Annotated in this window: 22 protein-coding genes; 12 read left to right on the top strand and 10 right to left on the bottom strand. The window is 71.3% G+C overall.

Annotation, left to right across the window (positions count from 1 at the left end; all coding sequences use genetic code 11):
* Positions 1-37: 37 nt before the first annotated feature.
* A complete protein-coding gene (locus tag AB0A94_RS18245; RefSeq protein WP_361745420.1) occupies positions 38-1,336 on the top strand; it encodes a M18 family aminopeptidase in 1,299 nt (432 codons plus the stop codon).
* Between the two features lie 81 nt (positions 1,337-1,417).
* On the top strand, positions 1,418-1,669 hold the full coding sequence (locus AB0A94_RS18240; protein WP_361745418.1) for a DUF6458 family protein: 252 nt from the start codon (positions 1,418-1,420) through the stop codon (positions 1,667-1,669).
* Between the two features lie 107 nt (positions 1,670-1,776).
* Here the strand turns inward: AB0A94_RS18240 and AB0A94_RS18235 are convergent, their stop codons facing one another.
* Positions 1,777-2,169 (bottom strand): cupin domain-containing protein, encoded by a 393-nt coding sequence (locus AB0A94_RS18235; RefSeq protein ID WP_361745416.1) that lies wholly within the window; start codon positions 2,167-2,169, stop codon positions 1,777-1,779.
* A 51-nt stretch (positions 2,170-2,220) separates the two neighbouring features.
* On the opposite strand from AB0A94_RS18235, the gene AB0A94_RS18230 reads away from it, so the two are divergent.
* Both AB0A94_RS18230 and AB0A94_RS18225 read left to right on the top strand, forming a co-directional pair.
* Complete coding sequence (locus AB0A94_RS18230) at positions 2,221-3,225, top strand: helix-turn-helix domain-containing protein (RefSeq protein WP_361745414.1); 1,005 nt, start codon at positions 2,221-2,223, stop codon at positions 3,223-3,225.
* Entirely contained in the window at positions 3,222-3,716 is a 495-nt protein-coding gene (locus tag AB0A94_RS18225; RefSeq protein ID WP_361745412.1) for an LURP-one-related family protein, read from the top strand. The genes AB0A94_RS18230 and AB0A94_RS18225 overlap by 4 nt, the downstream gene beginning before the upstream one ends.
* Positions 3,717-3,728: 12 nt before the next feature.
* Here the strand turns inward: AB0A94_RS18225 and AB0A94_RS18220 are convergent, their stop codons facing one another.
* A complete protein-coding gene (locus AB0A94_RS18220; protein ID WP_361745410.1) occupies positions 3,729-4,523 on the bottom strand; it encodes a carbon-nitrogen family hydrolase in 795 nt (264 codons plus the stop codon).
* Positions 4,524-4,706: 183 nt separating this feature from the next.
* On the opposite strand from AB0A94_RS18220, the gene AB0A94_RS18215 reads away from it, so the two are divergent.
* On the top strand, positions 4,707-5,531 hold the full coding sequence (locus tag AB0A94_RS18215) for a maleylpyruvate isomerase family mycothiol-dependent enzyme (protein WP_361745408.1): 825 nt from the start codon (positions 4,707-4,709) through the stop codon (positions 5,529-5,531).
* Between the two features lie 102 nt (positions 5,532-5,633).
* On the opposite strand, the gene AB0A94_RS18210 is transcribed toward AB0A94_RS18215, so the two are convergent.
* Entirely contained in the window at positions 5,634-6,932 is a 1,299-nt protein-coding gene (locus AB0A94_RS18210) for an MFS transporter (RefSeq protein ID WP_361745568.1), read from the bottom strand.
* Positions 6,933-6,958: 26 nt separating this feature from the next.
* Positions 6,959-7,612 (bottom strand): GntR family transcriptional regulator, encoded by a 654-nt coding sequence (locus tag AB0A94_RS18205; protein ID WP_361745406.1) that lies wholly within the window; start codon positions 7,610-7,612, stop codon positions 6,959-6,961.
* A gap of 193 nt (positions 7,613-7,805) precedes the next feature.
* Here AB0A94_RS18205 and AB0A94_RS18200 point away from each other — a divergent pair, with 193 nt between their 5' ends.
* Entirely contained in the window at positions 7,806-8,705 is a 900-nt protein-coding gene (locus tag AB0A94_RS18200; protein WP_361745404.1) for a D-alanyl-D-alanine carboxypeptidase, read from the top strand.
* A 199-nt stretch (positions 8,706-8,904) separates the two neighbouring features.
* Complete coding sequence (locus AB0A94_RS18195; protein WP_361745403.1) at positions 8,905-9,888, top strand: BRO family protein; 984 nt, start codon at positions 8,905-8,907, stop codon at positions 9,886-9,888.
* Between the two features lie 80 nt (positions 9,889-9,968).
* Here the strand turns inward: AB0A94_RS18195 and AB0A94_RS18190 are convergent, their stop codons facing one another.
* The 4 genes from AB0A94_RS18190 to AB0A94_RS18175 all read right to left on the bottom strand — a co-directional run bounded on the left by AB0A94_RS18190 (position 9,969) and on the right by AB0A94_RS18175 (position 15,628).
* A complete protein-coding gene (locus AB0A94_RS18190; protein WP_361745401.1) occupies positions 9,969-11,378 on the bottom strand; it encodes a dihydrolipoamide acetyltransferase family protein in 1,410 nt (469 codons plus the stop codon).
* An 11-nt stretch (positions 11,379-11,389) separates the two neighbouring features.
* Positions 11,390-12,382 (bottom strand): alpha-ketoacid dehydrogenase subunit beta, encoded by a 993-nt coding sequence (locus AB0A94_RS18185; RefSeq protein ID WP_361745399.1) that lies wholly within the window; start codon positions 12,380-12,382, stop codon positions 11,390-11,392.
* A 1-nt stretch (position 12,383) separates the two neighbouring features.
* Entirely contained in the window at positions 12,384-13,610 is a 1,227-nt protein-coding gene (gene pdhA / locus AB0A94_RS18180) for a pyruvate dehydrogenase (acetyl-transferring) E1 component subunit alpha (protein WP_361745397.1), read from the bottom strand.
* Positions 13,611-13,990: 380 nt separating this feature from the next.
* Entirely contained in the window at positions 13,991-15,628 is a 1,638-nt protein-coding gene (locus AB0A94_RS18175) for a protein kinase (protein WP_361745395.1), read from the bottom strand.
* Between the two features lie 346 nt (positions 15,629-15,974).
* Between AB0A94_RS18175 and AB0A94_RS18170 the strand changes: the two genes are divergently transcribed.
* Positions 15,975-17,612, top strand: a complete 1,638-nt coding sequence (locus AB0A94_RS18170; protein ID WP_361745394.1) for a protein kinase — start codon at positions 15,975-15,977, stop codon at positions 17,610-17,612.
* Positions 17,613-17,743: 131 nt separating this feature from the next.
* Here AB0A94_RS18170 and AB0A94_RS18165 read toward each other — a convergent pair whose 3' ends face one another.
* Positions 17,744-18,283 (bottom strand): bacterial proteasome activator family protein, encoded by a 540-nt coding sequence (locus tag AB0A94_RS18165; protein ID WP_361745392.1) that lies wholly within the window; start codon positions 18,281-18,283, stop codon positions 17,744-17,746.
* Positions 18,284-18,474: 191 nt separating this feature from the next.
* Here AB0A94_RS18165 and AB0A94_RS18160 point away from each other — a divergent pair, with 191 nt between their 5' ends.
* The gene (locus AB0A94_RS18160; protein WP_361745390.1) at positions 18,475-19,116 is read left to right on the top strand and encodes a hypothetical protein; all 642 of its coding nucleotides are present in this window, start codon (positions 18,475-18,477) and stop codon (positions 19,114-19,116) included.
* Between the two features lie 222 nt (positions 19,117-19,338).
* Positions 19,339-19,536: a hypothetical protein gene (locus tag AB0A94_RS18155; RefSeq protein ID WP_361745388.1), complete on the top strand. Its 198-nt coding sequence runs from the start codon at positions 19,339-19,341 to the stop codon at positions 19,534-19,536.
* Between the two features lie 15 nt (positions 19,537-19,551).
* On the opposite strand, the gene AB0A94_RS18150 is transcribed toward AB0A94_RS18155, so the two are convergent.
* Entirely contained in the window at positions 19,552-20,535 is a 984-nt protein-coding gene (locus AB0A94_RS18150) for an NAD(P)H-quinone oxidoreductase (RefSeq protein ID WP_361745387.1), read from the bottom strand.
* Positions 20,536-20,735: 200 nt separating this feature from the next.
* Between AB0A94_RS18150 and AB0A94_RS18145 the strand changes: the two genes are divergently transcribed.
* Together AB0A94_RS18145 and AB0A94_RS18140 are read left to right on the top strand one after the other, a co-directional pair.
* Positions 20,736-21,764, top strand: coding sequence for an ATP-binding cassette domain-containing protein (locus AB0A94_RS18145; RefSeq protein WP_361745385.1), 1,029 nt, complete (start codon positions 20,736-20,738; stop codon positions 21,762-21,764).
* Entirely contained in the window at positions 21,761-22,609 is an 849-nt protein-coding gene (locus AB0A94_RS18140; RefSeq protein WP_361745383.1) for an ABC transporter permease, read from the top strand. The genes AB0A94_RS18145 and AB0A94_RS18140 overlap by 4 nt, the downstream gene beginning before the upstream one ends.
* Positions 22,610-22,623: the final 14 nt, after the last annotated feature.

Raw genomic sequence — 22,623 nt, 5'->3', positions numbered from 1 at the left:
CCGGGAAGCGGGCCCTCCCGCTCGTTAAGGTGAACCCATGAGCGCACCCTCCCGCTTCGACCGCGGCCACACCGACGACCTGATGTCCTTCCTGGCGGCGAGTCCCACGCCGTACCACGCCGTGGCGAACGCCGCCGAGCGGCTGGAGAAGGCGGGCTTCCGGCAGGTCGCGGAGACGGACGCCTGGGACGGGTCGTCGGGCGGCAAGTATGTACTGCGCGGCGGCGCGATCATCGCCTGGTACGTCCCCGAGGGCGCGGACGCGCACACCCCCTTCCGGATCGTCGGCGCCCACACCGACTCCCCCAACCTGCGCGTGAAGCCCCGGCCCGACAGCGGGGCGCACGGCTGGCGCCAGGTGGCCGTGGAGATCTACGGCGGACCGCTGCTCAACTCCTGGCTCGACCGCGACCTGGGCCTGGCCGGCCGGCTGACCCTGCGCGACGGCTCCACCCGCCTGGTCGACGTCGACCGTCCCCTGCTGCGGGTCCCCCAGCTCGCCGTCCACCTGGACCGCTCGGTCAACACCGACGGCCTCAAGCTCGACAAGCAGCGGCACATGCAGCCGGTGTGGGGCATGGGCGACGACGTGCGCGACGGCGACCTGATCGCCTTCCTGGCGGAGACCGCCGGGATCCCGTCCGGCGAGGTCACCGGCTGGGACCTGATGGTGCACTCCGTCGAGCCGCCCGCCTACCTGGGCCGCGACCGCGAGCTGGTGGCCGGTCCGCGCATGGACAACCTGCTCTCCGTGCACGCCGGCACGGCCGCGCTCGCCGCCGTGGCGGGCCGGGGCTCCGCCCTCTCCCACATCCCCGTCCTCGCCGCCTTCGACCACGAGGAGAACGGCTCCCAGTCCGACACCGGCGCGGACGGCCCGCTGCTCGGCGGCGTCCTGGAGCGTTCGGTGTTCGCGCGCGGAGGCTCGTACGAGGACCGGGCGCGTGCCTTCGCCGGCACCGTCTGCCTCTCCTCCGACACCGGTCACGCCGTCCACCCCAACTACGCGGAGCGGCACGACCCGACGCACCACCCGCGCGTCGACGGCGGCCCCCTCCTCAAGGTGAACGTCAACAACCGGTACGCCACGGACGGTTCCGGTCGGGCGGTCTTCGCGGCGGCCTGCGAGAAGGCGGACGTCCCCTTCCAGTCCTTCGTGTCCAACAACGCGATGCCGTGCGGCACCACCATCGGCCCGATCACCGCGGCCCGGCACGGCATCCGGACCGTCGACATCGGCGTGGCGATCCTGTCGATGCACAGCGCCCGCGAACTGTGCGGCGCGAAGGACCCGTTCCTGCTGGCGAACGCCCTCGTCGCGTTCCTCGACGGCTAGTCAACTGCCGTACGGCGCATGGGTGGCGCCCGCCCGGGTACCCGGTCCGCACCGGAAACACCGGACAGGGAGGCGACACTCATGGGCCTCGGCGGATGCATCATCCTCATCGCCGTGGGAGCAATCCTCACGTTCGCGACCGACTGGGACATGCAGGGTGTCAACCTTGACCTGGTCGGCGTCATCTTCATGATCGTCGGTCTGATCGGCGTCGCGACCTTCAGCAGCATCGCCCGGCGCAGGCGGGTCGTGGTGCCCCCCGCCACCCCGGTCGTCGACGACACCCGCCCGCACCACACCCGCGACGGCTACAGCGACGGGTACGGGGTCTGACCGGACATCCGCCACACCGAAGGGCGCGGGAGAGGAGTTCCCGCGCCCTTCTTCTCTCGCTCTTCCCCGCTGCGCCGTCGTGGTGCGGCCGAGCAGTCCTCCGGCCGTCAGCCGAGCGCGTGCCCCGTCGTCGTGTCCACGTGGGCCGGGACCTCGTCGTGGCGGTCGCCGGTGGTGACGGTGCCGGTGGGCTCGAAGAGGAGGATCGCGGTGGGCACGGGGGCGTGGGGCTTGTGCTCGACGCCGCGGGGGACCGTGAACACGGAGCCCTTCGGGAGGACGACCGTGCGCTCGCCGGACGGCTCGCGCAGGGCGATGCGCAGTTCGCCGTCGAGGACGAGGAAGAACTCGTCGGTGTGGTCGTGCGCGTGCCAGACGTGCTCGCCCTCCACCTTGGCGACGCGTACGTCGTAGTCGTTGACGGCGGTGACGATGCGGGGGCTCCACTGCTCCGCGAAGGAGTCGAGGGCCCGGTCGAGGGAGATGGGTTCCTGTGCCATGCCGTCAGCGTCGGTGATGCGCCGGCACCGGGCCAGTGCTAGAAATCGCGCATGCCGCAAGGATCCTCTCAGCCCCCGCGCACCCACCGCGTCGCCGTGATCGTCGACGAGGGCACCAACCCGTTCGAGGTCGGCGTGGCCACCGAGCTGTTCGGGCTGCCCCGGCCCGAACTGGGCATGCCGTGCGCGCCGTACCGGGTGGCCCTGTGCACCCCCACGCCCGAAGTGCCCATGAACCATCGGTTCTTCACGATGACCGGCGTGGCGGGGCTGGACGCCGTGGACGAGGCGGACACCCTCGTCGTGCCCGGGCGGCCGGACAACGTCGTACCGCGCGGGGAGGCGGTCCTCGACGCGATCCGGCGCACCCACGCGCGGGGCGCCCGTGTCGTCAGCTTCTGCACCGGCACCTTCGCCCTCGCCGAGGCGGGCCTGCTCGACGGGCGCCGCGCCACGACGCACTGGATGTGGGTGGACTCCTTCCGGGAGCTGCACCCGAAGGTGCTGCTGGAGCCGGACGTGCTGTTCGTGGACGACGGGGACGTCCTCACCGCCGCGGGCAGCTCCGCCGCGCTGGACCTGGGACTGCACCTGTGGCGCCGGGACCACGGTGCCGAGGTCGCCAACGCGGTCTCCCGGCGCCTGGTGTTCGCCGCGCACCGGGACGGCGGGCAGCGGCAGTTCGTGGAGCGTCCGGTCCCTCCGGTGCCGGACGAGTCGCTGGGCCCGCTGCTGGCCTGGGCGCAGGAGCACCTGGACGAGCCGCTGACGGTGGCGGACCTCGCGTCCCGCGCGGCGGTGAGCCCGGCCACCCTGCACCGGCGGTTCCGCGCGCAGCTCGGCACGACACCGCTCGCGTGGCTGACCGGTGAGCGCGTGGCGCTGGCGTGCCGGCTCATCGAGCGGGGGGAGCAGCGGCTGGACGTGGTGGCCGCGCGCAGCGGTCTGGGGACGGCGGCGAACCTGCGGGCGCGGCTGCGGCGCGGGACGGGACTCAGCCCGTCGGCCTACCGGCGGCGTTTCGGGACGCTCGGCGGGGAAGCCCTCGTGCCATGAGATTCCTTGTGCGGGACCGGATCCTCGGGATCGGGGACGACTACTGGATCGAGGACGACCGCGGCAACAAGGTCTTCCTCGTCGACGGCAAGGCGATGCGGCTGCGGGACACCTTCGAGCTGAAGGACGCCGAGGGACACGTCCTCATCGACATCCGGGAGAAGATGCTCGCCCTGCGGGACACGATGGTGATCGAGCGCGGCGGGGAGCCGCTGGCGACGGTCCGGCGCAAACGGCTGTCGCTGCTGCGCAACCACTACCGGGCGGCGCTGGCGGACGGCGGCACCGAGCTGGACGTCAGCGGCCGGATCCTGGACCGGGAGTTCGCCGTCGAGTACGACGGCGAACTGCTCGCCGTGATCTCCCGGCGCCTGCTGACCGTACGGGACACCTACGCCGTCGACGTCGTGCGCGAGGACGCGGACCCGGCGCTGCTGATCGCGGTGGCGGTGTGCGTGATCCACCTGGCGGAGAAGGAGCGGGAGGAGTAGGGGCCGCCCGGATCAGCGGCGGGGGCGGTCCAGGCCCAGGACGCGGTCCTTGAGGGCCGGGAAGCGTTCGCGGGTGCCCGCCACCGTCGTGGGGTCGAAGTCGACCGTGAGGACCTCCTCGCCGGGGCCCGCCTCCGCCAGGACCTCGCCCCAGGGATCGACCACGATCGAGTGACCCGCCTGCGGAACCCCCGCGTGCGTCCCGGCCGTTCCACACGCGAGGACGAACGCCTGGTTCTCCACCGCCCGCGCCCGGGCCAGGAGCGTCCAGTGGGACCGGCGGCGCTCCGGCCAGCCCGCCGGGACGACGAGGGTCTCGGCGCCGGCGTCGACGAGGCCGCGGAAGAGTTCGGGGAAACGGAGGTCGTAGCAGGTCGCCACACCGACGACGGTGTGCGGCAGACGGACGGTCACCAGTGCGTCGCCCGCCCCCATCAGCACGGCCTCGCCCTTGTCGAAGCCGAAGCGGTGGATCTTGCGGTAGGCGGCGGCCAGGTCACCGGAGGGGGAGAGGACGAGGGAGGTGTTGTAGAGGGTGCCGTCGGGGTCCCGTTCCGGGATCGATCCCGCGTGCAGCCACACGCCCGCGTCACTCGCGGCCTTGGCCATCGCCTCGAAGGTCGGCCCTTCGAGCGGTTCCGCCTCGTCGGCGAACCCCTCGTACGCGAACGCGCCCGTGGTCCACAGTTCCGGAAGCACGACGAGATCGGCCCCGGCCTGATCCCGTACCATCCCGGCGACCCGGAGCCGACGCGATTCGGTCGATTCGTCCTCGTTCACGGCGACTTGGAGCAAGGAAGCGCGCACACTACCACCGTCCTGGCGTTCGGCCCGCGCACACGGGCCTACGATCGTCACACGAAAGCACTGCCGGGGTGCCTCACAGCAGCGTAACTTAGCGTCCCGAGACACCCGCCGAGTGCAGCCACCGCCCACTGGCACCGCCGCCACAACCTGCCCGTGTACCGACCGCCGAGGGGTCCCGTTTCCGTGAGCCTGCATCCCACCCTCCAGCCCTACGCCGACGCCTGGACCCACTCCATCGAGGCGATATCCGAGCTGGTGCAGCCGCTCCCGGAGGCCGACTGGAACCGGCGGACGCCGTGCCCGGGCTGGTCGGTCCGCGACGTCGTCTCGCACGTCATCGGCCTGGACTCCGAGATGTACGGCGACCCCCGCCCCATCCACACGCTGCCGCGCGACCTGTTCCACGTCACCAACGACCACCAGCGGTACATGGAGATGCAGGTCGACGTGCGCCGCCACCACACGGCGCCGGAGATGACCTCCGAGCTGGAGCTCATGATCATCCGCCGCAACCGCCAGCTGCGGAACGAGAACCGCGAGCCCGGCACCACCGTGCGCGGCCCGCTCGGCACGGAGCTGACGCTGGAGGAGTCCATGCGCCGGCACGCCTTCGCCGTGTGGGCGCACGAGCAGGACCTGCGCACGGCCCTCGGCCGCCCCGGCAACCTCGACTCCCCCGGCGCGCACGTCGCCCGTGACGTGCTGCTCGCCGAGCTGCCGCGCGTGGTCGCCGAGCTCGCGCAGGCGCCGCGCAGCTCGGCCGTGGTCATCGACGTCCACGGTCCGGTGGAGTTCCTGCGCACGATCCGCGTCGACATCCAGGGCCGGGGCACCCTGGAAACGGCCCCGGCCCTCGGCCCGGCCGCCTCCCTCGCCCTCGACTGGGAGACCTACGTCCGCCTGGCCTGCGGCCGGGTGACGGCGGAAGCGGTGGCGGACCGGGTGAAGACGGAGGGCGACCAGGACCTGGCGGCGGCGATCCTGAGGTACTTCGCGGTCACCCCGTAGTAGTCGCGGGCAATCGTGCCGCAGGGCGGCACGGGTGGGCGCGACGGCACCCGGCAAGCGCCGGCCGCGCGACCCACCCCGCCCGGCAACAACACCGGGCGCCTACACAGGCACGTGCACCGAACTCACCCGGCTCGCGACCGTCCGCTCCCGCTCCGCCCGAGCCGCCCGCCTCCGCAGCCGCAGGATCTGGGTGACACCCAACACCTGCAGCACGAACACGGACGAGAAGGCGACGGCGTAGTCGTCCCCCGTCGCGTCCAGCAGCACCCCGACCGCGAACAACGTCGTCATGGAAGCCACGAAGCCCCCCATGTTCGTGATCCCCGACGCCGTCCCCTGCCGCTCGGCCGGATTCGCCGGCCGCGCGAAGTCGAACCCGATCATCGACGCCGGCCCACAGGCCCCCAGCACCGCGCACAACACCACCAGCAGCCACATCGGCGCCGTGTCCGCCGGATGGACCAGTGTGGCCGCCCACACCACTGCCGTCGCTCCCACCGTCCCCAGCGCCAGCGGCAGCCGCGCCCCGTGGTGCCGGGCGATGATCTGGCCGTACACGAGCCCGAAGACCATGTTGGACAGCACGACGAGGGTGAGCAGCTCACCGGCGGTCGCCCGGGACAGCCCCTGCGCCTCCACCAGGAACGGCATGCCCCACAGCAGCAGGAACATCATCGCCGGGAACTGGGTGGTGAAGTGCACCCACAGCCCGAGCCGCGTCCCCGGCTCCCGCCAGGAGGCGGCGATCTGACGGCGTACGTAGGCGGCGCCCTGGTGCGGGACCGGCTCCGGCTCGTGACCCTCGGGGTGGTCCTTGAGGAAGAACAGGAGCAGCACGAACACCACGGCACCGGCGAGCGCGCTGCCCGCGAACGCCGCCGTCCAGCCGATGCCGTGCAGCAGCCGGGACAGGACCAGCGTGGAGACGAGGTTGCCCGCCATGCCGACCAGCCCCGCCATCTGCGCGATCAGCGGCCCGCGCCGGGCCGGGAACCACCGGGTGCCCAGCCGCAGCACGCTGATGAACGTCATCGCGTCGCCGCAGCCGAGCAGCGCCCGCGAGGCGAGCGCCGTGCCGTACGACGGTGAGAACGCGAAGCCCAGCTGCCCGGCCGTGAACAGCACGATTCCGATGCCCAGCACCTTCTTGGTGCCGAGCCGGTCGACCAGCAGCCCGACGGGTATCTGCATGCCCGCGTAGACCAGCAGCTGGAGGATGGAGAAGGTGGACAGGGCGGAGGCGCCCACGTCGAAGCGGTCGGCGGCGTCGAGGCCGGCCACGCCCAGCGACGTGCGGAAGATGACGGCGACGAAGTAGACCGAGACGCCGATCCCCCACACGGCGAGGGCGCGCCGCCCGCCCGGGGGTGCCCCCTCCGGGGGAGGGTTCCCGGGCAGCGTGCCCGGACCCGTGCGCGCGCCGCTCACCGCACCTCACCCCGGGCCAGGTGGGAGAACCAGCCGACGTGCCGGTGGACGACCCCGACGGCCGCCTCCGCGTCGCCGGAGCGCAGCGCCTGAAGGATCTCCCCGTGCTCGGCGAGGGTCTTGGCGATCCGGTCGGGGTGGGAGTGCATCACGGCGACGCCCATCCGCAGCTGGCGGTCGCGGAGCTGGTCGTAGAGGCGGGAGAGGATCTCGTTGCCGCCGCTGCGGACGATCTCGGCGTGGAAGCACCGGTCGGTGACGGACGCCGCGGCGAAGTCACCGGCGGCGGCCTGCTCCTTCTGCCGGGCGAGCAGCTCCTCGAGGCGCTCGATGAGTCCGGGCGGCGCGGGTACGGCCTTCCTGGCGGCGTGCTCCTCGACGAGCAGCCGGGTCTCGACGACGTCGGCGATCTCCTGCGCGGAGACGGGCAGGACGAGGGCGCCCTTCTTCGGGTAGAGCTTGATCAGCCCCTCGGCCTCCAGCCGCAGCAGCGCCTCGCGCACGGGGGTCCGCGAGACCCCCACGGCCTCGGCCAGCTCGCCTTCGGTGAGCAGCGTCCCGCCCTCGTAACGGCGTTCCAGGACGCCCTGCTTGACGTGGGTGTAGACGCGGTCGGTGGCGGGTGGTTGCTTCACGGCGGCCATGCTCATGCGGACAGGATAGATACAACACGCACGCATGGAAGAATCCATCCACGATGCGGACTCGGGAAAGTCGGAAGTGACCCCGATTCACGCACAACCATCCGCATGCGCCGCGAGTCAGACAGGAGCGGCTCCCTCATGGGCCGCACCTCAACTCGGCCGCAAGGCAGGGCCATTCCAGGTAATCGGGGTATTCGACTTGAAGATCGACATTCAGGGCATCCGCATCCGCAGAGCCGTCGGCGTCGCCGTGACCACCGGCGCCGTGCTCGCCTCCGGTGCCCTCCACGCGGCGCCCGCGCAGGCCGCCGCCGCACCCACGATCGTCGCCAAGGGCGGCTACGTGATGAACAACGCGAACGGCAAGTCGCTGTACACGAAGGCGGCGGACACGCGCCGCTCGACCGGCTCGACGACGAAGATCATGACCGCGAAGGTCGTGCTCGCGCAGAAGAACCTGAACCTGGACGCCAAGGTCACGATCCAGATGGCGTACAGCGACTACATCGTGAAGAACAACGCCTCGTCGGCGCGGCTGATCGTCGGCGACAAGGTCACCGTGCGCCAGCTGCTGTACGGGCTGATGCTGCCGTCCGGCTGCGACGCGGCGTACGCGCTGGCGGACAAGTTCGGTTCGGGCACGACGCGTTCGGCCCGCGTGAAGTCGTTCATCGGCAAGATGAACTCCGAGGCGAAGAAGCTGGGCCTGAAGAACACCCACTTCGACTCCTTCGACGGCATCGGGAAGGGCAGCAACTACTCGACGCCGCGCGATCTGACGAAGATCGCGAGCAGCGCGATGAAGAGCTCCACGTTCCGCTCGATCGTGAAGACGAAGAAGTACACGGCGAAGACGAAGACCAAGACGGGCAGCACCCGCACGATGGCGCCGTGGACCAACACCAACACGCTGCTCAGCAGCTACAGCGGCACGATCGGCGTGAAGACCGGCTCGGGCCCGGAGGCCAAGTACTGCCTGGTCTTCGCCGCGACCCGCAACGGCAAGACGGTCATCGGCACGGTCCTCGCCTCCTCCTCCGCCACCCAGCGCGAGAAGGACGCCAAGAAGCTCCTGGGCTACGGCTTCGGCAAGATCTGACCCACGCGAACACACGCACGCAGGGGCTCACCGATACCGGTGGGCCCCTTCCGCATGCCACGCTCCGAGATCCGCCATACACATTTCCGCCGGTCGGCACAGCCGTTCCGGTCACCTTCGCTCGCAGTCGTGAACATCACCGAACCGGCTGGCATATGCGTTCCGCCCCGCTCTACGTTCCGCAGCGGAGGTGATTCACGTGAACGAACCCGGCAAACGGCAGAACCCTGCCGAGCAGCACCAGGCGATCGACGTCAGCGACTTCGTCTACGCGGCGACCGGCGCCCGGGTGCGGAGGCTGACGATGCCGGACGGGACGCACTGGTTCCCGGCGGTGGACGTCTGCAAGGAACTCGGCCACACCAACTCCCGGAAGGCGCTCGCAGACCATGTCCCGGACGAGCACCGAGAGATTCTCGAGACCGTAACTGGAGGTTACGGTCTCAGCGTTCCCGCAGGTAGGGAGTGGCGTCGAGACTTGCAAGTCATCTCTCTCCAAGGTCTCATCCTCCTCGTCAACGCCTGCACCAAACCGTCCTGCGCCCCCTTCAAGCAGTGGGTCGCCGAAGTGATCGAGACCGTTCAGCGCGAAGGTTCCTACTCTCTCGACGAGGCCGAGGTGCAGTCCGCCGAACCCGGCGCCCCCATCGCCTACGCCATGCCGGAGCAGGTCGCCGAGGCCATCGTCCGGCTGGAGGCGCACAACCTCCAACTGGACGAGAAGTTGGCCGACGGGCAGCGCGAATCGATCGCTTTGCAGAAGGAGATGGTGGCCATGCAGAGGGAGCTGCTGGTCACCCGACAGGCCACCCTCGCCGTGCAGCAGGCCATGGTCCGGGCGCTGGAACGCGTCGCGGACCAGTTCGACACCCTCGTCCTCGAACGCCGGACGCCCACGGCCCTAACCCTCCTCACCGCGCGGCCCACCACCGAGTCGGTACTGGCCGACTGGCGGCAGCGGCTGTCCGTGACCGAGGACGTGTGGGCGGTGGCCGTGGTGATCGCTCCGGTGCTCGTCGAGCAGGGTGAGCTGCGCGAGCCGCTGGAGTCGATCGCCGCCCGCACCGGGCTCTCCGTGCGGCGCGTCAACGACTGCCTCCGGCTGCTGCGCAAGCACGCCTGCATCCGCTCGCAGGGCGGGGCCGAGGACGGGGCTCCGGTGTACGTGCTCCATCAGGTCTGAGCGGACCCGCACAGCAGGAGGGGCGTCGCAATCCGAAGTTGCGGCGCCCCTCCCGTGTCGAACCTAGCGGTTCGCGGGCCTCACGCCCAACTGATCAGCCGCTTCGGCTGTTCCAGGACCGCCGCCACGTCGGCCAGGACCTTGGAGCCCAGCTCGCCGTCGACCAGGCGGTGGTCGAAGGAGAGCGCCAGGGTGGTGACCTGACGGGGTTTCACCTTGCCCTTGTGGACCCACGGCTGGAGCTTGATCGCGCCGACCGCGAGGATCGCGGACTCGCCGGGGTTGAGGATCGGCGTGCCCGTGTCGACGCCGAAGACGCCGACGTTGGTGATCGTGACCGTGCCCGCCTGCATCGCGGACGGCGAGGTCCTGCCCTCGCGCGCCGTGGACACCAGTTCACCCAGGGACTCGGCCAGCTGCGGCAGCGTCTTGGCGTGGGCGTCCTTGATGTTCGGGACGATCAGCCCGCGCGGGGTGGCCGCCGCGATGCCCAGGTTGACGTAGTGCTTGACCACGATCTCCTGGGCCGCCTCGTCCCAGGAGGCGTTGATCTCCGGGTTGCGCCTGATCGCGACCAGCAGGGCCTTGGCGATCAGCAGCAGGGGGTTCACGCGCAGGCCCGTGAACTCCTTGTCCTGCTTGAGCTCCTCGACCAGCTTCATCGTGCGCGTCACGTCCACCGTCACGAACTCCGTGACGTGCGGCGCCGTGAACGCCGAGCCGACCATCGCCGCCGCCGTGGCCTTGCGGACCCCCTTGACGGGGACGCGGGTCTCACGGGCGGTGTCGTACGACACCGGGGCGGCCGGAGCCTCCTGGGCAGGTGCGGACACGGGGGCGGGCTGCTCCTGCGGGGCCTGGACCGCCGCCACCGCCGCGTGGACGTCCTCGCGGGTGATGATGCCGTCCGGGCCGGTCGGGGTGACCGTCGTCAGGTCGACGCCCAGGTCCTTCGCCAGCTTGCGCACCGGGGGCTTGGCCAAGGGGCGGGCGCCGCCCGCCACGGGGGCCGGGGCCGCCGCGTGCCCGTTCAGCTCCTGCTGGACCGCTGCCGCCGCCTGCCGGACCGCGGTGTCCGGGGCCGCCTGCTTGCGGGGGCGGCGGCGCGTCGAGGACGTCGCCACCCCGTAACCGACCAGGACGGGCTGGCGGGCCGCCGGCTTCTCATCGGGTTCCGCGGGCTCCTCGGCGGGGGCAGGCGCCTCCTCCTGTGCCTCCGGCGCCGCGCCGCCCGCGACGTCCACCGCGATGATGGACGTGCCCACGTCGACCGTGGTGCCCTCGGGGAAGTGCAGCGCGCGGACCACACCGTCGTAGGGGATGGGCAGTTCGACGGCCGCCTTCGCCGTCTCGACCTCGCAGACCACCTGGCCGTCGGTGACCGTGTCACCCGGCTGGACGTACCACTTGAGGATCTCGGCCTCGGTGAGGCCCTCGCCCACGTCCGGCATCTTGAACTCACGTACGGACGCGTTTGTCATCGTCGTCACGACCCTCTCCCTCAGTACGCCAGCGAGCGGTCGACGGCGTCCAGCACCCGGTCCAGGTCCGGGAGGTAGGACTCCTCCAGGCGGGCCGGCGGGTACGGGGCGTGGTAGCCGCCCACCCGCAGCACCGGGGCCTCCAGGTGGTAGAAGCAGCGCTCCGTGATCCGCGCGGCGATCTCCGCGCCGGAGCCGAAGAACACCGGTGCCTCGTGGACGACGACCAGGCGGCGCGTCTTCTCCACCGACGCCTGGATCGAGTCGAAGTCGATCGGGGAGACCGAGCGCAGGTCCAGCACCTCCAGGGAGCGGCCCTCCTCGGCCGCCGCACCGGCGACCTCCTGGCAGAGCTTCACCATCGGGCCGTACGCCGCGAGGGTGAGGTCCGTGCCCTCGCGCACCACGCGCGCGGCGTGCAGCGGGCCCGGGATCGCCTCGGTGTCGACCTCGGCCTTGTCCCAGTAGCGCCGCTTGGGCTCGAAGAAGATCACCGGGTCGTCGCTCTGGATGGCCTGCTGCATCATCCAGTACGCGTCCGACGCGTTCGACGGGGAGACCACCTTCAGGCCCGCCACGTGCGCGAACAGCGACTCCGGGGACTCGGAGTGGTGTTCCACCGCGCCGATGCCGCCGCCGTAGGGGATGCGCACGACGACGGGGAGCTTGACCTTGCCCAGCGAGCGGGCGTGCATCTTCGCGAGCTGCGTGACGATCTGGTCGTACGCCGGGAAGACGAAGCCGTCGAACTGGATCTCCACCACCGGCCGGTAGCCGCGCAGGGCCAGGCCGATCGCCGTACCGACGATGCCCGACTCGGCGAGCGGGGTGTCGATGACGCGGCTCTCGCCGAAGTCCTTCTGCAGCCCGTCCGTCACCCGGAACACGCCGCCGAGCTTGCCGACGTCCTCGCCCATGACGAGGACCTTAGGGTCCGTGTCCAGGGCGTGCCGCAGCGACTCGTTGATCGCCTTGGCCAGGGCCATGTTCTTGGATGTCACGGTCTCCGCCATGTCACTTGCCCCCGTCCTCGTCCGCGAACGACGCCTGGTACGCGGCGAACTGCGCACGCTCCTCGTCCACGAGCGCGTGTCCGTCCGCGTACACGTTCTCGAAGATGGCGAAGTGGTCCGGGTCCGGCATGGCACGGACCGCTTCGCGCACTCGTTTGCCCAACGCCTCGCTCTCGGTCTCCAGTTCCGCGAAGAATCCCTCGTCCGCGTGGTTTGAGGCTTCGAGGTAGCGGCGGAGACGGAGGATCGGGTCCTTGGCCTCCCAGGCCAGGCGCTCCTCGTCGCCCCGGTAGCGGGTCGGGTCGTCGGAGGTGGTGTGCGCGCCCATGCGGTACGTGAACGCCTCGACCAGCGTCGGGCCCTCACCGGCGCGCGCCCGCTCCAGGGCCCACTTGGTGACGGCCAGGTTCGCCAGCACGTCGTTGCCGTCCACGCGGACGCCCGGGAAGCCGAAGCCCTGCGCGCGCTGGTACAGCGGCACCCGGGACTGCTTCTCGGTCGGCTCGGAGATCGCCCACTGGTTGTTCTGGCAGAAGAACACCACCGGGGCGTTGTAGACCGCGGAGAAGGTGAAGGCCTCGGCCACGTCGCCCTGGCTGGACGCGCCGTCGCCGAAGTAGGCGATGACCGCGCTGTCCGCGCCGTCCTTGGTGACGCCCATCGCGTAGCCCGTGGCGTGCAGGGCCTGCGAGCCGATGACGATCGTGTACAGGTGGAAGTTGTTGCCGTTGGGGTCCCAGCCGCCGTTGTTCACACCGCGGAACATGCCGAGCAGGTTGGTCGGGTCCACCCCGCGGCACCACGCGACGCCGTGCTCGCGGTAGGTGGGGAAGACGTAGTCGTCGTCGCGCAGCGCCCGGCCGGAGCCGATCTGCGCCGCCTCCTGGCCGAGCAGCGAGGCCCACAGGCCCAGCTCGCCCTGCCGCTGCAGGGAGGTGGCCTCGGCGTCGAAGCGGCGGGTGAGCACCATGTCGCGGTACAGGCCGCGCAGGTCGTCGGCGGTGACGTCGGCGACGTACCGGTCGAACTCGGCGTTCTTGACGCGCTCGCCCTCGGGCGTCAGCAGCTGGACGAGGGCGGGCTCGGCGCCCTTCCCGGCACCGGCGGCCTTCTTGGTGGCGCCTGCGGCCTTCTTGGTGGTGCTGGTGGTGCGCTTGGTGCCGGTGGTGCCGGCCTTCGTTCCGGCGCTGCGTCGCGGTGTGCGCGCGGCAGTGCTCTCCACGGTCACGTGTGCTCCTCCGTCGGTCCGGCCCCCGGGGTTGCCGGTAGGCCAGTGCGGCTCACCTGTTCTCGACCACCGGGCACGGGGTGGGTGCCGCTCGACCGGGAACAGGCGTGACAGGTGCCCCGGCGAGCGCCCTGCAAGAGGCACGTTACCCAGTGCTCCACATCTCTGTGAAACCCCTCTGACCTGCGATTTTGCTTGGATTTCCAAGTAAATCGGGGAAGGTCCCGAAGGCGCGCTGGTCACAGCCTCGCAGGAGGCCGGAGCAACGGCACGTTATCCCGGCCACCCCGGGCACGGGAAGGGTCGAGTTTCGTGTCCGGGAGTGGTACACCGCGCGGGATGAGCAGGGATGCGACCGGAGCGACCGGTGCGGCCGGGAGTCAGCCGGTCACGCCTTCGAGGCTGCCCGTACCGGCGTTCTCGCCGCCCGCGTCCGTACCGCCCGCGTCCGTACCGCCCGCGTCCGTACCGCCCGCGTCCGTACCGCCCGCGTCGGTGCCGCCCGCGTCGGTGCCGCCCGCGTCCGTGCCGCCGTTCTCGGTACCGCCCGACTGGGTCGGCTGCGTGGACGTCGGCGGGTCGGTCGGCTCCTCGGGCTCCGTCTCCGTGTACGTCGGCTCCTGGGTCGGCGTGTACGGCTGGTCCCAGTTCCCGCCGGATCCCGTACCCGGGTCGGTCTCGGTCTCCGTGCCCGGGTCGGTCGTCTCCTCGGTGGCCTCGTCGCTCGGGCTCTCGCTGGACTTCTCGTCCTCGGTGGTCCGCGTCACGGACGGCGACGGGTCGGTCTTGCCCCCGTCCCCGCCCCCGGTGTTGTTCAGCGCCAGCGCCACACCCGCCGCGACGGCGATCACCGCGAGCACCGCGAGGACCCACAGCTTGCCGCGGCCGCTGCCCTGGTTGCCGTGGCCCTCGAAACCGCCGTCGTCCCCGCTGCCGTACCCGGTGGGCAGGATCGGCTGCGGGATCGCCGCCGTACCGGAGACGTCCGGGTGCGGCATCGCGGTCGTGCCCGCGAAGCCGGCCGCCGGGGTGCGCGGGCCCTCGTGCGTCTCCACCGGGCCGGTGTTCCAGGTGCCGGTGTGACCGCCCTGCTCGTAGAGCATCTGCAGCGCGTACTGGATCAGCCCGCGCATCTCCTCGGCCGTCTGGAAACGGTCGTCGGGCTCCTTGGCGAGGGAGCGCATGACCAGCCCGTCCAGCTCCGGCGGGCAGGCGTCCGAGGCCTCCGACGGGGGCGTCGGGATGTCCTGGACGTGCTGGTAGACCACCGACAGCGGCGTCTCACCGGTGAAGGGAGGCCGCAGCGCCAGCAGTTCGTACAGCAGGCAGCCGGTGGCGTACAGGTCGGACCGGTAGTCGACGGCCTTGCCGAGCGCCTGCTCCGGGGAGAGGTACTGCGGGGTGCCCATGACCATGCCGGTCTGGGTCATCGTCGTGGACGCGCCGTGCAGCGCGCGGGCGATGCCGAAGTCCATCACCTTCACCGCACCGTTGTGGGTGATGATGACGTTGGCCGGCTTGATGTCGCGGTGCACGATGCCGTGCTGGTGCGAGTAGGCGAGCGCCTCCAGGACACCGGAGACGATGATCAGCGCCTGCTCGGGGCCCGGGGCCTCGGCGTTCATCAGCAGGTCGCGGATGGTGCGGCCCTCGACGATCTCCATCACGATGTACGGGACCGACTGGCCCCCGACGACGTCCTCGCCGGAGTCGTAGACGGCGACGATGGCGTGGTGGTTGAGACCGGCCACCGACTGCGCCTCGCGCGTGAAGCGCGCCTTGGACACCGGGTCCTCGGCGAGGTCGGCGCGCAGCAGCTTGACGGCGACCGTGCGGCCGAGACGTACGTCCTCGGCGGCGAACACCTCGGCCATGCCGCCCCGGCCGAGCCTGTGGGTCAGCCGGTACCGGCCGTCGCCGACGAGCCCGCCGTTGCCCCAGTTGTCCGGCGCGTCCGAGATGCCGCCGCCAGTCGCCTCGGGGTCGGACGGGCCCTGAGCGCGCTGCTGCTGTGCCATCAGTCCTCGCCGTCGTTTCTGCCCGCGGTGCGCGCGGTGTTGTTACGGTCTTCGTCGGCCACGCTACAGCCTCAGCGTGTGCCCCCGGTCCGGGACGGGCTGCCAGGACCGGCACGAGACGGACCGGCCATGAAACCCGTACTCCGTACTGTCGTGCAAATTCCGTGTACCGGTAGTACGACCGCTGTAACGCTTCCGCGACGCTTCCTTCGCGTACGGTCACGGAACGGGCACCGCGCTTGACGTGTCAGTGGCCTGGGGCAGACTTGGCCGGGAATAGCGCATGGGATCTACCACGGTTCGGCCACCGACGGCGGCGCCGGAGAGGCTACGGGGGACGCGGAACATGAGCCAGCACGGCGCACAGGGCCACAACGCGGGGCGGGCGCTCGCCGGCGGACGTTACCAACTGCGGGACCTGCTCGGCCAGGGCGGCATGGCCTCGGTCCACCTCGCCTACGACAGCGTGCTCGACCGCCAGGTCGCGATCAAGACGTTGCACACGGAACTGGGCCGGGAGCAGGCCTTCCGCGAGCGTTTCCGCCGCGAGGCGCAGTCCGTGGCGAAGCTCACGCACACCAACATCGTCTCGGTCTTCGACACCGGCGAGGACGACGTGGACGGCATGACGACGCCGTACATCGTCATGGAGTACGTCGAGGGCCGCCCGCTGGGCTCCGTGCTCGACGAGGACGTGCGTCAGCAGGGCGCGATGCCCGCCGACAAGGCGCTGAAGATCACCGCGGACGTCCTGGCGGCGCTGGAGATCAGCCACGAGATGGGGCTGGTCCACCGCGACATCAAGCCGGGCAACGTGATGATGACCAAGCGCGGCGTGGTCAAGGTCATGGACTTCGGCATCGCCCGCGCCATGCAGTCCGGCGTGACGTCGATGACGCAGACCGGCATGGTCGTCGGCACCCCGCAGTACCTCTCCCCGGAGCAGGCGCTCGGCCGGGGCGTGGACGCCCGCTCCGACCTGTACTCGGTCGGCATCATGCTGTTCCAGCTGGTCACCGGGCGACTGCCGTTCGACGCGGACTCGCCGCTGGCCATCGCGTACGCGCACGTGCAGGAGGAGCCGCCGGTCGCGTCCTCGATCAACCGTTCGCTGCCGCCGGCCGTGGACGCGCTGATCACCCGCGCGCTGAAGAAGAATCCGAACGAGCGCTTCCCCAGCGCGGAGTCCATGCGCGGGGAGTGCCTGCGGGTGGCGCAGTCCTTCCATGCGGCCCCGCCGAGCATCGTCCCCGGTGCGCAGGCGCAGAGCGGCGCGGGCGTCGGTTCCGCGGTGTTCCCGCCGGTCGACCAGGCGACCCCGGCGCCCACGGGCAACGTGCAGACGCCCTACCAGCCGACGCCCAACCCCTACGGCACTCCGGCGTCGTCCCCCGCGTACGGCTATCCGCAGCAGGGCGGCTACCAGGCGCCCACCCCGTCGCCGTACGCTCCGCAGCCGGGGCCGCAGACCCCGCCGCCGTACGACATCACGCCCCAGACGTCCGGCTCGGGCGGCTCGGGCGGCAGCCGGAACAAGCCGGTGGTCATCGGGGCGGTCGTCGTCTCGCTCGTCGCCGTCGGCGGTCTGATCGCGGCGCTGATGATGAACGGCGGCGAGGAGGACCCGCAGGCCGGCGGCGGTGGCGGCGGCGCTTCGGCCTCGGCGTCGGCGACCAAGGCGGAGGGCTACCGCGGGCCCGACACGTCGAAGGTGATCGACAAGGAGGAGTGCGAGGAGCCGCAGGAGTCGTACAACGACCCCGACAAGGTCCGGCTGCCGAACTTCAAGTTCAAGTACATCGGGTCGGTCAAGGAGTGCTTCCAGGCCGCCGGCTGGGGCGACATCAAGATTCTCGACGTGGACGAGAACACCTACGGCGAGGGATCCGTCCGGGACCAGTTCCCGCCGGCGGGCACGGACGTCGACCCCGAGGACATGCCGCAGATCACGCTCAAGGTCTCGACGGGCAACCCTCCGTCCTGATCCCCGGCCGTACGCGACACGGCGGAGGGGCCCGGCATCCGATGCCGGGCCCCTCCGTTTCCGTCCGGGTCGTTCTTGTCGTCCGGTTCGTCCGTGTCGTTCTCGTCGTTCGGGCAGGGACGGTGGGGCGGTTACAGGTACGGGCCGCCCGAGCGGCCGCCCATGTGCAAGTCCTCCGAGCCGTCGCCGGCGCCGGGCGGGAGGGCACGGCGCATCTGCTCCAGCTGGGCGCGCGCGGCCATCTGCTGGGCGAAGAGCGTGGTCTGGATGCCGTGGAACAGGCCCTCCAGCCAGCCCACCAGCTGGGCCTGCGCGATCCGCAGCTCGGCGTCGCTCGGGGTGGTCTCCTCCGTGAAGGGCAGGGAGAGCCGCTCCAGCTCCTCGACCAGCTCCGGGGCCAGGCCGTCCTCCAGTTCCTTCACCGAACTGGCGTGGATCTCCTTGAGGCGGACCCGGCTGGCCTCGTCCAGGGGAGCCGCGCGCACTTCCTCCAGCAGCTGCTTGATCATGCTGCCGATCCGCATGACCTTCGCCGGCTGCTCCACCTGTTCCGTGAGCGGGGTCTCGCGGGAGTCCTCGTCCCCGCTGCCGGCGCCGAGCGCCATGCCGTCCTGGCCGACGACCAGGATCTGCGGATTCTCCGGCGACCGTTCGTTCCTCGGCATCTCCATGCCGCCATTGTCGCGCACGGCCGGGTACCGCTTCGGCGGTGCCCCCGGAAGCGGGGCTCATCGGCGGGGTCCACCTGACGGACGTATCCGGAATGCCGGGAGCATCCGGTGATGCGAGGCTGTTGGGCGTCCATCCGGCCCATCTTGCCGACGGTGTGACCGAGCACCGGCCGGCGCGGGAGGTCACGGTCATGACTCCATGGCTGCGTGTAGTGGGGGCGACGGTTGTTCTGGTCACGGGGGCGGCGGTGATGCCGCACGGCCCTGTCCCGGCGCCCCTCGGCACGGGGGCGGCGTACGGGGCCGCCCCCTCGTCCCCGTCCCCGGCGTCCCCCTCGTCCTTCCCCTCCTCGTCGCCCTCCGGGGAGCCGTCGCGGGCCGGGAACCGGCCCGGTGAGGGCCGGGACCGGCCGGGGCGGCACGGGGTGATCGAGGAGGAGTCTCGGGAGCGAGAGCGGAAGCGGGAGCGGGAGCGTGGGCACGGTGACCGGGACGGCGCGGACGACGGGGACGCCGGTGCCGTACCGCGGAAGCCGGGGCGCGCCGAGGACATGAGCGGGCGGCCGGACGCGGCCGGCGTACCACGCCCGGGGAACGGCGACGACGCGTCCCGGGCACCCGACGGGGGCGACACCGTCCCGCGGACACCGGCGTCACAGGCGGCGGTCCCGGAGCCCTCCGCCACCTCGCGGGCGGCGGAGCCGAACGCGGTCGCCTCCACCGAGCCCGTCCTGCGCATCCTGCCGCTCGGCAGCGGTCTGGTGCTCATCGGACTCGGCTTCGGCCTCGCCTTCGTGGCCCTGCGCATGCGCCAGGGGCGCGGCATGTCCTGAGCCGGGCGGAGCCTTGTCGGGAATCTCCTGACAGGCCGCGTCGAACCGGGCGGGGTGGCCTCCGCAGACCTGACGACAGGGGGAGGCGCTCAGCACGGTCACGACCGTCGAGTACGTCCGCTACCGGATCGCGCCGGGCGACCGGGAGGCCTTCGAGGAGGGGTACGCCAAGGCGTCCGAGGCGCTGGCCGCGGCATCACCGAGCGGCAGCGCCGCCGCTGGGTGGACCTCCTCCAGGACTCGGCGGACGAGGTCGGCCTGCCGGCCGACCCCGAGTTCCGCGCCGTCTTCCTCTACTGCATCGAGTGGGGCACGCGCATGGCGGTGCTGTACTCGGGCGGGAACCCGCCCCCGGTGGACGCGGCCGACGTGCCGCGCTGGAAATGGGGGCAGGCCCCGCCCTGGCAGCCGGCCGGCTGACCCGGCCGTCCGGGCTCAGTCCGGCGTGACCAGCAGGACCTTGCCGATGTGGCCGCTCTCCTCCACGACCCGGTGGGCGGTGGCCGCGTCCGGCATCGGGATCTCACGGTCGATGACGGGACGGACCCGGCCGCCGGCGACGAGCGGCCAGACGTGTTCGCGTACGGCCGCCACGATCGCCGCCTTCTCCTCCGGGGGCCGGGCACGCAGTGAGGTCGCGCTGATGGCGGCGCGCTTGCCGAGGAGGGCGCCGATGTTCAGCTCCCCCTTCACACCGCCCTGCATGCCGATGATGGCGAGCCGACCGTTGACGGCGAGGGCCTGGACGTTGCGGTCCAGGTACTTGGCGCCCATGTTGTCGAGGATCACGTCCGCGCCGGCGCCGTCGGTGGCCCGCTTCAGCTCGGCGACGAAGTCCTGCTCGCGGTAGTTGATCAGGATGTCGGCGCCGAGTTCGGCGCAGCGCTCCAGCTTCTGAGTGGTGCCCGCGGTGACGGCGACCCTCGCCCCGACGGCCTTGGCCAGCTGGATCGCCATGGTGCCGATGCCGCTGGAGCCGCCGTGCACCAGGAGGGTCTCGCCGGGACGGAGGTGGGCGACCATGAAGACGTTCGACCAGACCGTGCAGACGACCTCCGGGAGCGCCGCGGCCTGGTCGACGGTGAGCCCTTCGGGGACGGGCAGCAGCTGCCCGGCCGGGACGACGGCCTTCTCCGCGTAGCCGCCGCCGGAGAGCAGCGCGCAGACCTCGTCGCCGACGGCCCATCCGCTCACCCCGTCACCGAGCGCGGCGATCCGTCCGGAGCATTCGAGACCGGGGTGGGGGGAGGCGCCGGGCGGGGGGTTGTAGAAGCCCTGCCGCTGGAGGATGTCGGCCCGGTTGACGGCACCGGCCACCACCTCGACCAGGACCTCGCCGGGGCCGGCCACGGGGTCGGGGACCTCGTCCCACACCAGCGCCTCGGGCCCACCGGGTTCGGGAATCGTGATCGCATACATGAGGGGGACGGTACTCCTGGGGCGCGGCGGACCCGGCGCACCTCGTCCTGCGATCCGGGTCGCCCTTTCCTCGGTCGTGGGACCGGTCTCTTCTCGGTCGCGGGACCGGTCTCCGGGAAATCCTCGTGCGGGAGCGATGAGTTTGCGTGACGGTGAAGGTCTGTCCATGCGTAGCCCGAGCACTCGGAAGGACCCGAAGCATGAGCACGCAGACGTCCGGCCTGGCGATCGAGACCGCGGGCCTGGTCAAGACCTTCGGTGAGACGCGGGCCGTGGACGGCGTCGATCTCGCCGTGCCGGCCGGCACGGTGTACGGGGTCCTCGGACCGAACGGCGCCGGCAAGACCACCACCGTGAAGATGCTCGCCACCCTCCTGCGGCCCGACGGCGGCGAGGCCCATGTCTTCGGTCACGACATCGTGCGCGAGGCCGACGAGGTGCGCGGCCGGGTGAGCCTCACCGGCCAGTACGCGTCCGTGGACGAGGACCTCACCGGCACCGAGAACCTGGTCCTGCTGGGCCGGCTCCTCGGCCACCGCAAGCCCGCCGCCCGCACCCGCGCCGCCCAGCTCCTTGAGGCCTTCGGCCTCACGGACGCGGCGGGGAAACAGGTCAAGCACTACTCCGGCGGCATGCGGCGCCGCATCGACATCGCCGCGTCCATCCTCAACACCCCCGACCTGCTGTTCCTCGACGAGCCGACGACCGGCCTGGACCCGCGCAGCCGCAACCAGGTGTGGGACATCGTGCGCGCGGTCGTCGCCCAGGGCACGACGGTGCTGCTGACCACGCAGTACCTGGACGAGGCCGACCAGCTGGCGTCCCGGATCGCCGTCATCGACCGCGGCAAGGTGATCGCCGAGGGCACTAAGGGCGAGCTGAAGGCGTCCGTCGGCGCCGGATCCGTCCATCTGCGGCTGCGGGATCCGGAGCAGCGGCCGCTCGCCGCCGACCTGCTGCGCCGCGCCCTCGACGCGCGGGTGCAGCCCGAGCCCGATCCGGTGGCGCTGACCGCCCGTCTCGCCGCCGCGAGCCACGACACGGCCGCCGAGCAGGCCGCCCGCGCGCTGAGCGAACTGGCCCGGGCCGGCGTCACCGTCGACAACTTCTCGCTCGGCCAGCCCAGTCTGGACGAGGTGTTCCTGGCCCTCACCGGCCACGACACGCACGTGCCCGACGCATCCGACCAGGACGACTCCCACGACCCGAAGGACGAGGTGGCGGCATGAGCACCACGACGACCACCGAGAGCACCGAACTCGCCCCGGTGCGCACCGACTCCCTCGCCGCACTGCTGGTCGCCAAGGAGCGCCCGCCGCGGCCCAGCGCCTGGTCCGCCTCGCTGACCTTCGGCTGGCGGGCGATCCTGAAGATCAAACACGTGCCGGAGCAGCTGTTCGACGTGACGGCGTTCCCGATCATGATGGTGCTGATGTACACGTACCTGTTCGGCGGGGCGCTGGCCGGGTCGCCGAAGGAGTACATCCAGTTCCTGCTGCCGGGGATCCTGGTGATGTCGGTCGTGATGATCACCATGTACACCGGCGTCTCGGTCAACACGGACATCGAGAAGGGCGTCTTCGACCGGTTCCGCAGCCTGCCGATCTGGCGGCCGTCGACGATGGTCGGCTATCTGCTCGGCGACGCCCTGCGCTACACCATCGCGTCGGTCGTGATGCTGACCGTCGGCATGATCCTCGGTTACCGCGCCGACGGCGGGGTGGCCGGAGTGCTCGCCGGGATCGCGCTGCTGGTGCTGTTCTCGTTCGCCTTCTCGTGGATCTGGACCATGTTCGGGCTGATGCTGCGCACCGAGAAGTCGGTGATGGGCGTCAGCATGATGGTGATCTTCCCGCTCACCTTCCTGTCCAACGTCTTCGTCGACCCGCGCACCATGCCGGGCTGGCTCCAGGCGTTCGTCAACAACAGCCCCGTCACCCACCTGGCGTCCGCGGTGCGCGGACTGATGGCGGGTGACTGGCCGGCCGACGAGATCGCCTGGACGCTGGGCTGGGCCGGACTGTTCGTGGTGGTCTTCGGACCGGTCACGATGCGGCTCTACAACAGGAAGTAGACGGCGACCGCGAG

The sequence above is a fragment of the Streptomyces sp. NPDC044984 genome (assembly GCF_040646935.1).
In the GTDB taxonomy this organism is placed as follows: domain Bacteria; phylum Actinomycetota; class Actinomycetes; order Streptomycetales; family Streptomycetaceae; genus Streptomyces.
This window is presented reverse-complemented; position numbering and strand designations above follow the sequence as displayed.

What these genes read in the sequence shown, in the direction of transcription:
- AB0A94_RS18160 (WP_361745390.1), top strand. Translation starts at nt 18,475, where the DNA reads ATGACTCCATGGCTGCGTGTAGTGGGGGCGACGGTTGTTCTGGTCACG.
- AB0A94_RS18145 (WP_361745385.1), top strand. Translation starts at nt 20,736, where the DNA reads ATGAGCACGCAGACGTCCGGCCTGGCGATCGAGACCGCGGGCCTGGTC.
- AB0A94_RS18240 (WP_361745418.1), top strand. Translation starts at nt 1,418, where the DNA reads ATGGGCCTCGGCGGATGCATCATCCTCATCGCCGTGGGAGCAATCCTC.
- AB0A94_RS18150 (WP_361745387.1), bottom strand. Translation starts at nt 20,535, where the DNA reads ATGTATGCGATCACGATTCCCGAACCCGGTGGGCCCGAGGCGCTGGTG.
- AB0A94_RS18225 (WP_361745412.1), top strand. Translation starts at nt 3,222, where the DNA reads ATGAGATTCCTTGTGCGGGACCGGATCCTCGGGATCGGGGACGACTAC.
- AB0A94_RS18205 (WP_361745406.1), bottom strand. Translation starts at nt 7,612, where the DNA reads ATGAGCATGGCCGCCGTGAAGCAACCACCCGCCACCGACCGCGTCTAC.
- AB0A94_RS18235 (WP_361745416.1), bottom strand. Translation starts at nt 2,169, where the DNA reads ATGGCACAGGAACCCATCTCCCTCGACCGGGCCCTCGACTCCTTCGCG.
- AB0A94_RS18140 (WP_361745383.1), top strand. Translation starts at nt 21,761, where the DNA reads ATGAGCACCACGACGACCACCGAGAGCACCGAACTCGCCCCGGTGCGC.
- AB0A94_RS18230 (WP_361745414.1), top strand. Translation starts at nt 2,221, where the DNA reads ATGCCGCAAGGATCCTCTCAGCCCCCGCGCACCCACCGCGTCGCCGTG.
- AB0A94_RS18165 (WP_361745392.1), bottom strand. Translation starts at nt 18,283, where the DNA reads ATGGAGATGCCGAGGAACGAACGGTCGCCGGAGAATCCGCAGATCCTG.
- AB0A94_RS18175 (WP_361745395.1), bottom strand. Translation starts at nt 15,628, where the DNA reads ATGGCACAGCAGCAGCGCGCTCAGGGCCCGTCCGACCCCGAGGCGACT.
- AB0A94_RS18245 (WP_361745420.1), top strand. Translation starts at nt 38, where the DNA reads ATGAGCGCACCCTCCCGCTTCGACCGCGGCCACACCGACGACCTGATG.
- AB0A94_RS18170 (WP_361745394.1), top strand. Translation starts at nt 15,975, where the DNA reads ATGAGCCAGCACGGCGCACAGGGCCACAACGCGGGGCGGGCGCTCGCC.
- AB0A94_RS18185 (WP_361745399.1), bottom strand. Translation starts at nt 12,382, where the DNA reads ATGGCGGAGACCGTGACATCCAAGAACATGGCCCTGGCCAAGGCGATC.